Here is a 15,809-nt window from a genome sequence, read left to right as displayed (position 1 = left end):
ATCCATTAAATTAAAGATAGATCATTCTAGCAGCATACATGTGTCTCAGCTTAAAGTTCAGTTCAATGAATGGTGCGTGCTTCTTGCATTGGAGCCTAAAGATTAACGTTTACACGGTTCGTATATGTCTTGCGCTTCTCAATCAATTGATTCAGGCCGTCTACATAGGCACGTGCACTTGCACCCAATATATCTGTGCTTACGCCACGTCCTTGTACCGAAACCTGATTCTGAGTCAGCACAACATGTACTTCACCCAATGCATCTTTACCGTGCGTTACCGATTTGATGGAGTAGTCAGACAACGTTACATCTTCCCCACTCACTTGGTCAATCGCATTGTAGATTGCATCTACCGATCCGTTACCCTCTGCTTGCTTCTCAATCGTATCCCCGTCAAGCGTTGCAATGCGGACTTTGGCCGTTGGTACCGATTCATCTCCGTACGTTACGAAGATCGATTCCAGTTTATACACCTCAGGTGCATCCTGCAATTTCTCTTCAATTACGGCAAGCAGATCTTCGTCAGTAACTTCTTTTTTCTTATCAGCCAGATCTTTGAACTGGGCGAAAGCCCGATTCAGTGCTTCTTCTTCCAGCTCATACCCCAGATCAATCAACCGTTCACGGAAGGCATGACGACCAGAATGTTTACCCAGTACAAGTTTACTTTCCTTCAGACCGATGGACTCTGGAGTCATAATCTCGTACGTTGTTTTTTCCTTCAACATGCCATCCTGGTGAATGCCGGATTCATGTGCGAAGGCATTTGCCCCAACAATGGCTTTGTTTCCAGGCACAACCATACCTGTCAAACGGCTAACCAAACGACTGGTCCGTGCAATTTCAGACAACTGCAGCGATGTTTTCGCCTGGAAAAATTCCTGACGTGTCTCCAGCGCCATAGCAATTTCCTCGATCGCCGTGTTTCCGGCACGTTCACCAATGCCATTGATCGTACCTTCGATCTGATCGGCTCCGTTGAGAATGGCTGCAAGTGTATTGGCCGTCGCCATACCCAAGTCATTATGGCAGTGGGCACTCAGCTGTACCTTTTCAATACCGTGTACATTCTCCTTGAGATGTTTGAAAATGTTTCCGTATTCATATGGGCTCAGGTAACCAACCGTATCCGGAATATTCACGACAGCTGCACCTTCTTCAACAGCCATATTCACCATTTCCACGAGGAAATCATACTCAGTACGACCTGCATCCTCAAGTGAGAATTCAATCTTCGAGAATGTTTTCTTTGCATAACGAATCGCGGAACGAGCTGTATCCAGTACCTGCGCTTTGTCCATGCGCAATTTATGTTGGCGGTGAATAGGTGAAGTTGCCAGGAAAACGTGAATGCACGGGTCCTGTGCACCTTTAAGTGCTTCCTTAACCGCATCAATGTCTTGCTCTCTGGAACGGGACAAGCCAATTACAGTCACATTTTTGACCGCATTTGCTACTGCATTGACAGCTGCCAGGTCACCTGGAGATGCCGCCGGGAAACCCGCTTCCATCCGGTCAATGCCAAGCCGCTCGAGCTGATGGGCAATTTCCACCTTTTCACGAGTGTTCAGATTGACTCCCGGGGATTGCTCTCCATCACGCAGCGTTGTGTCAAATACATAGATTTTACGCACGCTTCGCACCTCCTGTACTTGTTATATATGTTTCTCTGAACCAGCAATAGCGGCTCACGCATAAGCACGGCCGCTATTCCCAGTTAAAGCTCTAAGTTTACTTGAATACCTTAAAGTGCATGTTCTAGAAGTTAATGCTTACTTCTTGATCCAGTGCATCATCTCACGCAATTGTCCGCCAACCACTTCGATTGGGTGTTCAGCTTCGTTACGACGAGTTGCTGTCAAGAATGCACGTCCGGATTGGTTTTCCAGAATGAAGTCGCGTGCGAATTTACCTTGTTGGATATCTGTCAGGACTTCTTTCATTGCTTTCTTCGTATCTTCAGTTACAACGCGAGGTCCAGTTACATAGTCACCGTACTCAGCTGTGTTACTGATGGAATCACGCATGCTTGAAAGTCCACCTTCATACATCATGTCAACGATCAGCTTCAGTTCGTGCAGACATTCGAAGTATGCCATTTCAGGAGCGTAACCCGCTTCTGTCAATGTTTCGAATCCAGCTTTTACCAATGCACTTACACCACCACACAGAACAGCTTGCTCACCGAACAGATCTGTTTCTGTTTCTTCACGGAAGGAAGTTTCGATAACCCCTGCGCGTGTACAACCGATACCTTTAGCATAAGCCAAACCGATTTCTTTAGCTTTACCCGTTGCATCTTGCTCAATCGCGATCAGGCCCGGTACACCAAAACCTTCCACATAAGTACGACGTACCATGTGACCAGGGGACTTAGGAGCTACCAGCAATACATCGCTGTTTTTTGGAGCAACGATTTGACCGAAATGAACGTTGAAACCGTGTGAGAAGAGCAATGCAGCGCCTTCTTTCAGGTTTGGTTCGATTTCGTTTTTGTATACAGAAGCTTGAGTTTCGTCTGGCAGCAAGATTTGAACTACATCTGCGCGGCTTGTTGCTTCAGCCGGGGACAGAACTTCAAATCCGTCATTTTTTGCAGTGTCGAAGGATTTACCTTCACGAAGTCCGATGACTACGTTCAATCCACTATCACGAAGGTTTTGAGCTTGGGCATGGCCCTGGCTACCATAACCGATTACCGCGATCGTTTTTCCTTTCAATACGTTAAGCTCTGCATCCTGTTCATAATAAGTAGTTACTGGCATGTTTATAAGTCCTCCTTTGTATTGTAAAGAACCCTTCATTAATGAGCGGGTGTCTCAAGGGACCGCCTCGCTTGGAGTGTCAAAAGCATCTCTGGTCTGATCCGATCCGTTCAGACACCCGCCCATTAATGCGGGAATGTAGCTATATTTTCAAGCGTTACATCACTAAAATGTTAAATTACAACTGTTAAGGGACTGACACTCACATAAGATCAACTGTATATGTTAGCTAACCGTCGTCCCTCTTCATTCATTATAACTTTATACGTTGCCGCGTACCAATGCAGTTATGCCTGTACGGGACAATTCGCGAATGCCATATGGCTTGAGCAATTCAATCATAGCATCAATTTTGTCCGTATCTCCAACTACCTGCACAATCAGGCTGCTCGGACCAACATCTACAACGGATGCGCGGAATGTTTCTACCACACCCAGAATTTCAGGACGCTCGGAAGGCTCTGCTTTCACTTTAATCAAAGCGAGTTCACGGGCTACCATCGGTTTCAGGCTGAAATCAACCACTTTAATAACATCGATGATTTTATACAATTGTTTCTCAATCTGCTCCAGCGTTTTATCGTCACCAATGGTGACAATAACCATCCGGGAGAGTCCAGGTTCTTCCGATTGACCTACGGTAATACTCTCAATGTTAAATCCGCGTCGACCGAACAACCCTGATACACGCTGAAGGACGCCTGGCTGATCGTTTACCAATATTGAAATCGTATGTCTAATCATTCGTCAGCATCCCCCATCAGCATTTGATCAATTGTTGCTCCCTGCGGAACCATTGGATACACATTTTCATCCTTGCGTACTACGAATTCTACAACGACTGGTCCTGGTGTATCCAAAGCTTCCTGCCAAGCACGCGCTGCTTCTTCTTTATTCGTTGCACGCAATCCTTTCACGCCATATGCTTCAGCCAGTTTTACAAAATCCGGGCTTCCTGCCAGATCAATGTGGCTGTAACGGTTCTCATAGATGAGTTCCTGCCATTGGCGAACCATTCCAAGTACCTGATTGTTAATGATCACAATTTTTACCGGTATATTGTTAATAGCACAGATTGCGAGTTCTTGGGAACACATCTGCATTCCGCCGTCACCGTTAATGGAGATAACGAGTCTGTCCGGATTGGCCATCTGAGCACCAATTGCAGAAGGGAATCCAAAGCCCATCGTTCCGAGACCACCCGAAGTTACCCATGAACGTGGTTGATTAAACTTGTAATATTGTGCCGCCCACATCTGATGTTGTCCCACATCCGTAGTCACAATCGCTTCACCTTTGGTTGTATCATTCAACATTTCAACAACCCACTGCGGTTTCAGCACTTCGTCTGAATCCGTATAGCTGTATGGCTTCTCTTGTTTCCACTGTTTGATCTGGTCTCTCCATGCATCTGCACGCTCTGCACGTCCAACTTCTTTGTTGGCTATTTCAAGTACGGTCTTCACATCACCAACGATTGGAATATCGGTTGCAATGTTTTTACCAATCTCAGCCGGATCAATATCGATATGAACGATTTTGGCATGTGGAGCGAATCCGTCCAGCTTACCTGTTACCCGATCATCGAATCGTGCGCCGATATTAATCAGCAGATCCGACTGTTGGATGGCCAGGTTGGATGTGTATGTTCCGTGCATTCCTGGCATCCCTGTCCATAGTTCATGCCCACTTGGGAATGCACCAAGCCCCAGAAGGGTTGTCGTAATCGGAATGCCTGTCTTCTCAACAAACTCGAACAGTTCTTCATGTCCTCCCGAGTATACCACACCGCCACCGGCCAGAATCATTGGACGTTCTGCTTCCTGAATGGCCTGAGCCAAACGGTCAACCTGCAGTTTGTTTGGTACTGTCCGTGGATTGTACCCTCTTAATGTAACAGGTTCAGTACTCGGTTCAAACAAGGTTTTGTTGGCTGAGACATCTTTCGGAATGTCGATCAGTACAGGACCTTTACGGCCGGTGTTGGCAATATGGAACGCCTCATGAATGATACTCGACAAATCCTTAACATCTTTTACCAGATAGCTGTGTTTGGTGATCGGCATTGTAATCCCGGTAATATCCGCTTCCTGGAAAGCATCCGAGCCGATCAGGCTGGAATTAACATTTCCCGTAATGACAACCAGCGGCACAGAATCCATATATGCCGTGGCTATTCCAGTAACCAGATTGGTTGCTCCCGGCCCGGAGGTAGCGATACAAACACCAACTTTGCCGCTTGCACGTGCATATCCGTCAGCTGCATGAATTGCACCTTGTTCGTGACGGGTTAAGACGTGTTTGAAATCCTCGAAACCATACATTGCATCGTAAATGTACAACACTGCGCCACCCGGGTAACCAAATACGCAATCCACACCTTCAAGCAACAAACTTCTCAGCAGAATCTCGGAACCGCTAATGACCTCCGGCTTCATCCATTTTTCACGTAATTCATCTGTCGATCGTACTTCTGGAATTTGAGCTCCCATTAGTCATCCTCCTCTCGGAATTTACACCATTCTGACATTTAAAGTTACAAAAAAAACCTTCCATCCCCTGCAAACAAGTTCATGCTTGCGAGGGACGAAAGGTTATCGCTTCCGTGGTACCACCCAACTTTGCCCGAAATTTCGCAATAACGGACCTTACCAGGTACAACAAAACGAATAGCTCAAACGAACATAGTCGTTTCCCATACCTGTTGTCTGTAACGCAGACATACGATTTTCCCTAATACGCGAAAGGAGTGACATCCAGTGCTTTTCAGGAAAACAGCTCCGAGGTGAGCTCGTATATAAGGGATAATGGTGGTGGTTTCAGCAATTCCAGCCACTCTCTGAGCAAAAGAGCCCTTAAAACTTCGTCCTCTTCATAGCCGATGAAATATTCTCGTTAAATGTTAGGAACATTATATGATTCCTCCAACCGATAAGTCAATACCTGTTTTGCATAAAAATTCAGAGAACCTTCCTTCCTCCCTCTTCAGCCTATAAGGTTGCCCTAATCCCAGCGCTTCATTCAGTCACCTTTTATCTTGCTTCGGGCATAGGATATACGAGCAGCACGACTGGTCCTGAAAGGAGGCTCCGCATGGTGATTCGGCAACGCACATCCAAGCTAGATGATGGCGCCATCATGAAGCTGATTGACACTCAACTTGTTCCTTTATCCCATATGAGCGAAAAGGAAATTAATAAAATCCGCAAAGAAATACCCCTGCGAATGAACAGGGGCATGACCTTTGTTGTCTCGCCGGAGCCAGACAAAGCTGCTGTGGCATTCATCCATTTTCTCATGCATGGGGAATTGCTCTATGTCGATATGATGGCCGTTAGTCCGAAAGAACAACGCAAACGTTACGGGCAAACTTTGTTGCTCAAAGCAGAGAGCTTTGCGGTATCTCGGGGTTGTCGAAGATCTAAAGTGATGGTGGATGAGGGCAATACCAAAGGGCTTCAGTTTTATCAAAAAAATGGATACAGTGCGATTCGATACATCATGATAAGCCGCTGCTACGAATTGGAAAAAACATTATAGAATGTCCTAGAAAAATCCTGGCGGGCGTGGACCTGGACCATAAGGGCCGAATCCAGGACCAGGTCCATATCCGCCACCAGGTCCTCCAGGTCCATATCCCGGTCCGTAGCCTGGACCATATCCAGGCCCTGGTTTTGGTCCAGGTCCATATCCGGGACCAAAGCCGGGACCACCTCCATAAGCATAAGGCAGTGTAGCAATAGCGAGCAGATCAAACAATACCAGTGGCAGAATCGCTTTTGTACTTACTTTTTTGCCATTCAAACGCTTGAGTACCAGTTTGTTGCCCGATACTTTCAACAGCTTTCCCGTAACCCGAGTGCCGTCTTTTTTGATTGCAACAATATTTTTGCCTATTAATTTCATCGCTTCATCACGCGTAACTTGTTGTTTCATACTTTCCCCTCCTCCTCGGATCGTTCAAAACAGTGTATTCGTCCATCACTGAATTCGCCTGTTTCTTTGTCCCTACCTGAAAATATGGGTATCTGCACGAGAACCAAGTTAAGCATGTAAAAGTCGATGGGCGTTCAAGAAAACAAAAAAAGGCCCGCACAAGGCGGACCCTTTATCAGAACTCTGAATAGCTAAGCTGATATGGAAAAGGTTGTTACCTTTTACCCGGATCATATGCTTCACCGAGTGCAGACGGAGCCGAAGAACGTCCAACCGCTGCAACGAGAACGATGATGGTAAGCAGGTAAGGCAGCATAAAAATAATTTCCTGGGGAATATTTTGTGACCATTCAAACAACTGTACATAGTTTCGGATCGCTTGTGAGAATCCAAAGAAGACAGCCGCCCCAAAGGCACCAATCGGATTCCACTTACCAAAGATCATAGCTGCAATGGCAATATAACCTTGGCCGGAAACCGTATTGTGTGAGAATGTACCCGTAGTCGTCAACGTAATCGCAGCTCCACCAATAGCCGCAAGCGCACCACTGATCATAACGCCAATATAGCGATAACGAAGCACTTTAACACCAACCGTGTCAGCCGCACTTGGATGTTCACCTACAGAACGAAGGCGCAGACCAAATGGCGTTTTGAACATGATGTAATACGTCAGGAATACGAACAGAATGGCCAGATATGTCGTTGGATATACGTTCTTAAAGAAGGCTTCTCCAAGCAAAGGAATGTCTTTCAACAATGGCACATCAAACTTGCTGAAGCCTTGAACCAACGGTGAATCACCAGAACCTTCAAACAACAGTTTAACCAAGTACAACGTACTTCCTGCTGCCAAAAAGTTAATGACGATACCACTGATAATCTGGTCTGCCTTAAATGTGATAGACGCAACGGCATGAATCAGAGATACCAGTACGCCCAATACAATCGCGAGCAAAACCCCCATCCAGGCCGATGTCGTTCCACCCATGCCAGCTTCTTGAGCATAATGCGCCCCGATTCCAGCTGCAAAGGCACCAAATACCATAAAACCTTCAAGTCCCAGGTTGGTTACACCTGATTTTTCAGAAAAAATTCCGCCGAGTGATGCAAAAATCAATGCCGTAGCAAAGACAAGCGTCGTATTGATAATTTGCCCAATTGTCAACAAGTCCATCTACAACACCTTCTCTTTCTTACGCTTCGAATAGAACGGTTTAAGTATCCAGCGCACGATGCCTTGTGCCGCAATGAAGAAGATAATCGAACCGATCACAATCCGAATAATCTCAGGCGGAACATCCGCAGCAAAACTCATACCTGCAGATCCGTACGTGAGGGTACCAAACAACACTGCCCCCAATAACACCCCAAACGGATGATTCAAACCAATCAGGGCAACTGCAATTCCGTCAAAGCCTGTTCCCGGTGAACCCGACATTACGGTTTGGTATTGGAACACACCAAGAACCTGGAATGCACCGCCAAGACCGGCAAGCATACCACTGATAAACATCGCTTTTACGATATTCCGGTTAACATGCATACCTGCATATTCAGCCGCATTAGGGTTGTAACCTACCGCGCGGATTTCATAACCTTGTTTTGTTTTCCACATATAGATATAAAAGAGCACAGCCATCACAAGGGCAATCAACGTCCCCATGTGTACACGGGAGTTACCCATCAGTTCAGAGAGCCATGTCAAACTAATCGAAGCCGATTCGCTGATATCCACGGAACGATTCTCGCCCTTCAACAGCAAGAATTGGCGAACGATAAGGTTGGCCAGATACAGACCAATCCAGTTCAACATGATACTACTGATAACTTCATTGACCCCACGTGCCGCCTTTAGATAACCAGCAATAGCGGCCCACAGACCACCAAACAATGCACCGGCAATCAAAGCCAGTGGCGCATGGAGGTAGATCGGCAAACCTGCAAATTTAACACCAACAAATGTTGCAGCGGTCATACCAACGAGAAATTGACCTTCTCCACCGATATTAAACAACCCTGCACGTGATGCAAATGCAAATGCAAGTCCAGTCATAATTAGTGGTGTCATTTCCCGTACTGCTTCACCAAAGTTGTACATGTCGCCAAATACCTTGGTGAACAATGCACCATAGGCTTCAATTGGATTGTAACCACCAATCAGCATGACAACTCCACCGAGAATAAGACCCATAATAATAGCTACTACAGGCAAAATAAATGAATCTCGGGTAAACCATTTCAATACGTTATTCATGCGCAGTACCTCTCTTTTGGGTGCTGCCCGCCATCATCAAGCCGAGCTCCCTGTCATTGGTTTCTTCCGGCAGCACCTCACCAACGATCTGTCCTTCATAAATAACAGCAATTCGGTCAGATACATTGATAATCTCATCAAGCTCAAATGAAATCAGTAGAACAGCCTTCCCTTGATCGCGCTGTGCAATCAGTTGCTTTTGCACGAACTCAATAGCCCCTACATCCAAACCACGCGTTGGTTGCGCAGCGATAAGCAGTTCAGGGTTTTTATCTACCTCACGGGCGATAATGGCCTTTTGCTGGTTTCCTCCGGACAAGGACCGAGCTTTGGTCTCAATGCTTGGTGTACGCACGTCAAAAGCCTCAACAAGCCGCTTCGCCTGCTGTTTGATGGCATCGAAGTTAAGGAACCCTTTACGGGTGTATGGTGCTTTATAATACGATTCCAGAACGATATTTTCACTCACTGAAAAATCAAGTACAAGTCCGTGTTTATGTCGATCTTCCGGAATGTGGGCTACACCCGACTCCGAGATATGGCGCGGAGAATGATTGGACAGCTCCTTGCCCTCCAAAAGAATCGAACCGCTCTCTACTTTACGAAGTCCGGTAAGAGCTTCAATCAGTTCACTTTGCCCGTTACCATCCACGCCTGCGATTCCGACAATCTCTCCTGCACGTACGTTCAGGTTAAGTTGGTTCAGAACCGAAATACCTTCTTTATTCTTGGCCGTTAATTTACTGACTTCGAGCACATTGGCTCCAGGTGTAGCCGGTTTTTTGTCCACTTTGAATGTGACATTCCGCCCCACCATTTTCTCTGCCAGCTCATTCGGATTCGTTTCCGAAGTTTTGACCGAATCAATTACTTTACCCCGACGAATAATGGTTACTGTATCGGAGATTTCCATAATCTCTTTCAGTTTGTGTGTGATCAAAATAATGGACTTTCCTTCAGCAGCAAGCTTCTTCATGATGATTATCAATTCTTTAATCTCTTGAGGAGTCAATACGGCTGTAGGCTCGTCAAAAATCAAAATATCTGCACCACGATACAATGTTTTTACGATCTCAACTCGCTGCTGCATTCCGACAGAAATATCATGAATCTTGGCATGAGGATTCACTTTCAGTCCATACTGTTCAGACAGACGCTGAACTTCAGCGGCTGCTTTTTTATAATTAATATTGAGACCCTTCGTTGGTTCAGATCCCAAAATAATGTTCTCTGTTACCGTGAACGGCTGTACAAGCTTAAAGTGCTGATGCACCATGCCGATGCCAAGATCGATCGCTCGGTTAGGACTGTCGATGATGACAGGCTTGCCATTCACTTCAATGGAACCTTCATCTGGCTGATAGAGACCAAAAACAATATTCATCAACGTTGACTTACCAGCGCCGTTTTCGCCCAGTAGCGCATGGATCTCGCCTTTACGAAGCTGAAGGCTGATGGCGTCGTTGGCAACAATGCCTGGGAAACGCTTCGTAATTTGTTTTAACTCAACGACGGGGGTTGCTGCACCCATGTAATCACCCTTATAACTGATATAGTGTGGTTCCGCAAACGTAAAAAAAAACGTCTATCGACGTACTTTCAAAGAAGACAGACCACGCTTAGCTGAAGTTTTTCTTGCGATAATCGAATGGTTCAGCTCCGCTAAGAACGTATAAATTCCATTATCTTAAGAAAAGCTCCTACCGGAGCGTTGGTGCACAGTGACCTTGTACAATTGTTATGATGACTTGATCAAATGTTCCTGTTCTTGCAATCATAAGGCCGGTCAAGACCGGCCCCAATGATTATTCTTTTGCAACGAAGATCAAATTACTCTGTAGGAACTTTGATTTCGCCGCTGATGATTTTTTCTTTGTACTCGTCCACTTTTGCAAGTGTATCAGCAGAAACATTTTTCGTGGAAGTATCAGCGACACCTACACCGTTGTCTTTCAAAGTCAGATTCTCAGCTCCGCCTTTGAAGGTACCATCGATGATTTCTTGGTTTACGCGCTTAACAGCTTCGTCAACTTTTTTGATCATTGAAGTCAAAGTGATTTCATCACCAAACTCAAGAGATTGGTCTTTGTCAACACCGATAACCCATACATCTTGACCTTGTTTCTTGCGAGCACTTGCTTCGATAAACACACCGTTACCTGTTGCGCCAGAAGCGTGGAAGATAATATCTACGCCTTCATTGTAAAGTGTTGCTGCTGCTGCTTTACCCAAGTCAGGTTTATCAAATGCACCTGTGTAGTTAGAAATGAATTTAGCGTCAGGGTTAACTGCTTTAACACCTTCTCTGAATCCAACTTCAAACTTTTTGATCAGTGGGCTTTGCATACCGCCTACAAAACCAATTTTGTTGGATTTTGTTGTCAGACCAGCCACAACACCAACTAGGTAAGATCCTTCTTCTTCAGCAAATGTTACGGATTTAACGTTAGGAGCATCAACAACACTGTCGATGATCGCGAGTTTAGCATCAGGGTTTTGCTCAGCTACAGTTTTGATTGCATCAGCCAATTGGAAACCGATACCCCAAGTCAGATCATATCCACCTTTAACGAATTCGTTCAGGTTAGGAATGTACTCTTCATCGGATTTACTTTGCAGGTATTTAACAGCAGTACCTGTTTCTGTTTCAGTCGCTTGCAAAGCTTCCCAAGCGGATTGGTTAAAGGATTTGTCATTAACTCCACCTACGTCAGTAACCATACCGATATTGAGATCGGATTTCGTTTCAGTGGGTGTGCCACCTGTATCTCCTCCGGCATTTGTTTCTTCTTTCGGTTTGCTACCACAACCTGCGAGCATAACCGATACCGCCAGCAACATTACCAAAGACAAGCTGAGCATCTTTTTCATTTCTCTTTTTCCCCCTTAATGATATATCCCTCATTCCAATCCAGCCTACAATTGAACGGTTAACAGATAGCAGGAATGACTTTTATGCAGAATGTATGGTTTCTTCGACATTACAAGCGCATTCTCACCCTTGAAGCATCCTATCATCTGTCGAAAAACCGAACATTATGACATGGAGAGAAAAATCTAGGACTAGCCTACTAGAGGTGATTATACAATCAACCAGTGTTAAAATCCAGATGTTTCATCACCAAATATCACATATTTTTGTTCTTTTTTTATTGAAAACGCTTAATAATTTAGCGTTTTAACACACTAACGTTACAACGATGTGATGTTATATAACAAAAACATATCGCGAACTTTAGTGATGAGAGGGATTTACCTGTTTTTATTTGTATTATTTCACCGTTCGTATTTTATGTATTCCCATGGACCGTTATTCACCAGTTATCTGGTTTCATTGTTCCCTTCCAGACTACAACCTATTCGCTCTAATCATTCAGAGATCCATCTTCGAATTTCTTCCAAGCCGTAAAAAAAGCCGCCATATAGGTACGGCGGCTTGTATCATACAATTTAAGCGTTGATTTTGCCTTTAGCTACAGTAGCCAAAGAGTTGAACGCATTGATGTCGTTAACGGCCAGATCAGCCAACATTTTGCGGTTCATGTCTACTCCAGCAAGTTTCAAACCATGGATCAGTTTGTTGTAAGACAAACCATTCATACGTGCTGCAGCATTGATACGAACGATCCACAGTCTGCGGAAGTTACGTTTCGTGTTGCGACGGTCACGGTATGCGTATACCAGGGATTTCATTACTTGCTCGTTAGCTGTTTTAAAAATACGGTGTTTGGAACCGAAATAACCTCTTGCCAGTTTCAAAACCTTTTTATGACGACGACGTACTACAAAACCGCCTTTTACTCTTGCCATATTAAAGAACCTCCCAAATAAATATAAATGTATCCGTGGTATGTGTACGGCCGTAGCCGATCCCCCATACGGAATCTACTAATTAGAATTAGCCTTTCAAGTTAGCCAAGCCTTGTTTCAAACGTCTAACATCCCCGGCAGCCATAACTGGGTTACCGTTCAGAACGCGCTTAGCACGTTTGGATTTGTGGGAAAGCAAGTGGTTTTTGTGAGCTTTGTAACGAAGGACCTTACCGGAACCGGTAATTTTGAAGCGTCCTTTCAAACTGCTGTGTGTTTTCATTTTAGGCATTTTGTGTTTCCTCCTCCAATGTTATCAGGCTTTAGGAGCCAAGATCATGATCATACTGCGGCCTTCCAATTTCGGTTGACGTTCAACAGTACAAAGTTCTGCAACTTCTACCTTAACGCGCTCCAAAATCCGTTGACCAATCGCGGCATGTGCAATTTCACGTCCGCGATAACGAACAGAACATTTCACTTTGTCGCCTTCGTTCAAAAACTTAACTACATTACGAAGCTTCGTTTGATAATCGTGCTCCTCAATATTGGAACGGAACCATACTTCTTTAATATCAACAATTTTCTGGTTCTTACGGGCTTCTTTATCTTTCTTTTGTTGCTCATAGCGGAATTTGCCATAGTCCATAATACGACACACCGGCGGTTTAGCCTGTGGTGCCACATTGACCAGATCCAAATTCAGGTCAATCGCCATTTGCAGTGCTTCGCGAATGGGCGTAATCCCAATTTGTTCTCCTTCAGCTCCGACAAGGCGTACTTCCTTCGCCCGAATCTCATCATTAATCATGTGATCTTTACTAATAATCGTCCACCTCCAGGTCATTTTGAATATCCAGTTACACAAAAATAAAAGGGATGCCGGTCAAGCTACCGACATCCCTGTAATCAACACAATTCTTCATGAGTATACACTTCATAAATTATTGGGATCGTTGACCAGCCAACATGTTTGTTGATCAGGTGAGAAGTCGGACTTCTGCTTGTGATTCCATTGCTATTCGCTTTAAGGCACTTGAATACTATATCACCCATGAAATACATTGTCAACATTTTTCACAACTTTTTTTTCGTGAATTACCCATTTGTGATATCAGATGTCAACAAAGTATCGCATGCATGTTCCTTACCCTTGTTTGCTTTGCACCTCATCCAACCGTACAACACGTGTATGTTGAGTGTGGCTCCACTGTTTGTTGTTCTGTGTAAAGAAAGCGTAGAACGTAATCGGGTACCAAGACAGCAGGTAGATCGGGAACAGAATCAAATATAGATAAACTTTGGCAAAGGTAACCTTCTCCAGCGCCATGGACAACAGGAACGTCAGAATGTTCAAACCAATAGCCACGAACCCAACCCATAACGGGAAGTATCCATAAATATTAGCAATGTGCGGACCACTGAATATCGCCATGTCTACCCACATCACAGCCGTCATCAGGAACGTAAGCAACACCACATAGACATTGGCTCCATAGATAGCAAGGTCGAATTTCACCAAGCTTCTTTCCTTAATGGACTGCCATAGCAGCGGGAAGAAGTATCTACGCGCAACTGTAAAGTGACCTTGCATCCAGCGCAGACGTTGTCTCGCTGAAGCTTTGAATGTTAATGGCTTCTCATCAAATACTTTGGCGTCATAGTTGAAAACAGGATACACATTACGTTGCACACTGCGCATCGTAAACTCCAGATCCTCAACCAGACTTGTTGCACCCCAACCAATTTCCTTCAACAGGTTGGTCTCAAAGCACATTCCGGTTCCTCCGAGGAAATTCGCCATATTCAAGTTATGACGAGACAACTGCCACAGACGGTTGATGTACCAGTAAGAAACACCGTAAGCTGCAGTAATCCAGGAATCCTCCGGATTTTTCGTATCAATGTATCCTTGGATAACACGTGAACCATTGTTCAAGTCATCATTCATCTCAAGCAAGAAGTTACGGTCAACCAGGTTATCCGCGTCAAACATAACAACTGCGTCATACTGACGTGGCAATTTCCACAGGTACTTAAGCATCCATTCGATGGCGTACCCTTTACCTCTTAAATCGGCATTGGTACGTACACAGGCGTTTAATCCATGCTCTCTGACAATTTGAGCCGTTCCATCCGTACAGTTGTCACAGATGACAAACACATCGTACAGATCTTCCGGATAATCAAGTTGTTTCAAGTTCTCCATCAAGGCACCAATGACTTGTTCCTCATTGTGTGCTGCGACGAGTACAGCGAATGATTTTGTCGCCGGATAATGTTTCTTTTTCTTTTTCTTAATCAGACCGAACAGCGAAAACGTGAATTGGTACACGGCTAGCAGTGCCAGAATGACCTGCATCGTGACGAATATAGCGTCCAACATCGTTCTCTGTTACCCCCTTTTTTTCAAAACCCAGTTTACTCAAGCATTTCTCTTCCTGATTCTGCAATTTATTTTTTTTTGATCTGCAGAATATGACCCTGTTCTTTTGTGTACTACGTGAATATATCAGGCAATGTTTCAAAGCTTGGTTGCTATCAGTTGGCTGCTTTATCGATTCTGTATCCTTTTCAGTCATTTGTCAAAACCCCAATTTCACTTTTTGAAGCAGAAATGTGATCTTTAAACGCTGAATAGACACTTCGTGATACCACAACCTCGCATTCATGCCTGTTATATCTTATTTTCAGCCGTTTACTTGATTTTTATTTCTAAAGTCCCTGCTTTTTTCATCAGCATGTTATTCTTCGTCAGAGGCTCTATAACAAATAACGCAAACAGACCTCAAAAAGTTTGAAACAGAACTCACATTTTTTTACCTCATTTCAGCCATGTTGAATCATTGTATCTTTTTTGGCTGACCCAAGTCAAAAAGTTAAGATGGGTATATATCCACTCTTTAACATGAATTTCACGTTCTTTACATGGGTTCTCCTTGAAAAGGACAACATTTAAAAATATGATAAACATATACCTGAAATAACCTCAAGTTCATGAAAAACGGTTATATACTAATCAGGACGAAACCGGATGC

Annotated in this window: 14 protein-coding genes; 1 reads left to right on the top strand and 13 read right to left on the bottom strand. The window is 44.5% G+C overall.

Features of this window, described 5'->3' with window-relative positions; genetic code table 11:
• Positions 1-95: 95 nt before the first annotated feature.
• The 4 genes from AC1DE7_RS02170 to ilvB form a co-directional block, all read right to left on the bottom strand.
• Positions 96-1,637 (bottom strand): 2-isopropylmalate synthase, encoded by a 1,542-nt coding sequence (locus AC1DE7_RS02170; protein WP_036610154.1) that lies wholly within the window; start codon positions 1,635-1,637, stop codon positions 96-98.
• Between the two features lie 138 nt (positions 1,638-1,775).
• On the bottom strand, positions 1,776-2,768 hold the full coding sequence (ilvC, locus tag AC1DE7_RS02165) for a ketol-acid reductoisomerase (protein WP_036669754.1): 993 nt from the start codon (positions 2,766-2,768) through the stop codon (positions 1,776-1,778).
• Between the two features lie 261 nt (positions 2,769-3,029).
• Positions 3,030-3,512, bottom strand: coding sequence for an acetolactate synthase small subunit (gene ilvN, locus AC1DE7_RS02160; protein WP_127544450.1), 483 nt, complete (start codon positions 3,510-3,512; stop codon positions 3,030-3,032).
• On the bottom strand, positions 3,509-5,260 hold the full coding sequence (gene ilvB / locus AC1DE7_RS02155; RefSeq protein ID WP_036610160.1) for a biosynthetic-type acetolactate synthase large subunit: 1,752 nt from the start codon (positions 5,258-5,260) through the stop codon (positions 3,509-3,511). Before ilvB ends, ilvN begins: the two co-directional genes overlap by 4 nt.
• Before the next feature lie 604 nt (positions 5,261-5,864).
• Here ilvB and AC1DE7_RS02150 point away from each other — a divergent pair.
• Complete coding sequence (locus AC1DE7_RS02150) at positions 5,865-6,308, top strand: GNAT family N-acetyltransferase (RefSeq protein WP_036611020.1); 444 nt, start codon at positions 5,865-5,867, stop codon at positions 6,306-6,308.
• 6 nt (positions 6,309-6,314) lie between these two features.
• Here the strand turns inward: AC1DE7_RS02150 and AC1DE7_RS02145 are convergent, their stop codons facing one another.
• From AC1DE7_RS02145 to AC1DE7_RS02105, 9 genes are all read right to left on the bottom strand, one after another.
• The gene (locus tag AC1DE7_RS02145) at positions 6,315-6,704 is read right to left on the bottom strand and encodes a hypothetical protein (RefSeq protein WP_222215514.1); all 390 of its coding nucleotides are present in this window, start codon (positions 6,702-6,704) and stop codon (positions 6,315-6,317) included.
• A 214-nt stretch (positions 6,705-6,918) separates the two neighbouring features.
• Positions 6,919-7,881, bottom strand: coding sequence for an ABC transporter permease (locus AC1DE7_RS02140; RefSeq protein ID WP_253506968.1), 963 nt, complete (start codon positions 7,879-7,881; stop codon positions 6,919-6,921).
• Positions 7,882-8,961 (bottom strand): ABC transporter permease, encoded by a 1,080-nt coding sequence (locus tag AC1DE7_RS02135; protein ID WP_036610168.1) that lies wholly within the window; start codon positions 8,959-8,961, stop codon positions 7,882-7,884.
• Positions 8,954-10,492: an ABC transporter ATP-binding protein gene (locus AC1DE7_RS02130; RefSeq protein ID WP_127544457.1), complete on the bottom strand. Its 1,539-nt coding sequence runs from the start codon at positions 10,490-10,492 to the stop codon at positions 8,954-8,956. Before AC1DE7_RS02130 ends, AC1DE7_RS02135 begins: the two co-directional genes overlap by 8 nt.
• A 299-nt stretch (positions 10,493-10,791) precedes the next feature.
• Positions 10,792-11,832 (bottom strand): BMP family lipoprotein, encoded by a 1,041-nt coding sequence (locus tag AC1DE7_RS02125; RefSeq protein ID WP_127544459.1) that lies wholly within the window; start codon positions 11,830-11,832, stop codon positions 10,792-10,794.
• A 579-nt stretch (positions 11,833-12,411) separates the two neighbouring features.
• On the bottom strand, positions 12,412-12,771 hold the full coding sequence (gene rplT / locus AC1DE7_RS02120) for a 50S ribosomal protein L20 (protein WP_017689664.1): 360 nt from the start codon (positions 12,769-12,771) through the stop codon (positions 12,412-12,414).
• 88 nt (positions 12,772-12,859) lie between these two features.
• Positions 12,860-13,063: a 50S ribosomal protein L35 gene (rpmI, locus tag AC1DE7_RS02115; protein ID WP_017689665.1), complete on the bottom strand. Its 204-nt coding sequence runs from the start codon at positions 13,061-13,063 to the stop codon at positions 12,860-12,862.
• A gap of 24 nt (positions 13,064-13,087) precedes the next feature.
• On the bottom strand, positions 13,088-13,582 hold the full coding sequence (infC, locus tag AC1DE7_RS02110; RefSeq protein ID WP_017689666.1) for a translation initiation factor IF-3: 495 nt from the start codon (positions 13,580-13,582) through the stop codon (positions 13,088-13,090).
• A gap of 336 nt (positions 13,583-13,918) precedes the next feature.
• Positions 13,919-15,157: a glycosyltransferase family 2 protein gene (locus AC1DE7_RS02105; RefSeq protein WP_036610177.1), complete on the bottom strand. Its 1,239-nt coding sequence runs from the start codon at positions 15,155-15,157 to the stop codon at positions 13,919-13,921.
• Between the last annotated feature and the right edge of the window lie 652 nt (positions 15,158-15,809).

The sequence above is a fragment of the Paenibacillus sp. 10L310 genome, from assembly GCF_056395745.1.
Note: the sequence above shows the minus strand (reverse complement) of the source record. Positions and strands in the feature narration are given on the sequence as shown.

Excerpts from the sequence above, each read along its gene's own strand:
- ilvC (WP_036669754.1), bottom strand. The coding sequence starts at position 2,768 with ATGCCAGTAACTACTTATTATGAACAGGATGCAGAGCTTAACGTATTG.
- ilvN (WP_127544450.1), bottom strand. The coding sequence starts at position 3,512 with ATGATTAGACATACGATTTCAATATTGGTAAACGATCAGCCAGGCGTC.
- ilvB (WP_036610160.1), bottom strand. The coding sequence starts at position 5,260 with ATGGGAGCTCAAATTCCAGAAGTACGATCGACAGATGAATTACGTGAA.
- AC1DE7_RS02145 (WP_222215514.1), bottom strand. The coding sequence starts at position 6,704 with ATGAAACAACAAGTTACGCGTGATGAAGCGATGAAATTAATAGGCAAA.
- AC1DE7_RS02140 (WP_253506968.1), bottom strand. The coding sequence starts at position 7,881 with ATGGACTTGTTGACAATTGGGCAAATTATCAATACGACGCTTGTCTTT.
- AC1DE7_RS02135 (WP_036610168.1), bottom strand. The coding sequence starts at position 8,961 with ATGAATAACGTATTGAAATGGTTTACCCGAGATTCATTTATTTTGCCT.
- AC1DE7_RS02130 (WP_127544457.1), bottom strand. The coding sequence starts at position 10,492 with ATGGGTGCAGCAACCCCCGTCGTTGAGTTAAAACAAATTACGAAGCGT.
- AC1DE7_RS02125 (WP_127544459.1), bottom strand. The coding sequence starts at position 11,832 with ATGAAAAAGATGCTCAGCTTGTCTTTGGTAATGTTGCTGGCGGTATCG.
- rplT (WP_017689664.1), bottom strand. The coding sequence starts at position 12,771 with ATGGCAAGAGTAAAAGGCGGTTTTGTAGTACGTCGTCGTCATAAAAAG.
- rpmI (WP_017689665.1), bottom strand. The coding sequence starts at position 13,063 with ATGCCTAAAATGAAAACACACAGCAGTTTGAAAGGACGCTTCAAAATT.
- infC (WP_017689666.1), bottom strand. The coding sequence starts at position 13,582 with ATGATTAATGATGAGATTCGGGCGAAGGAAGTACGCCTTGTCGGAGCT.
- AC1DE7_RS02105 (WP_036610177.1), bottom strand. The coding sequence starts at position 15,157 with ATGTTGGACGCTATATTCGTCACGATGCAGGTCATTCTGGCACTGCTA.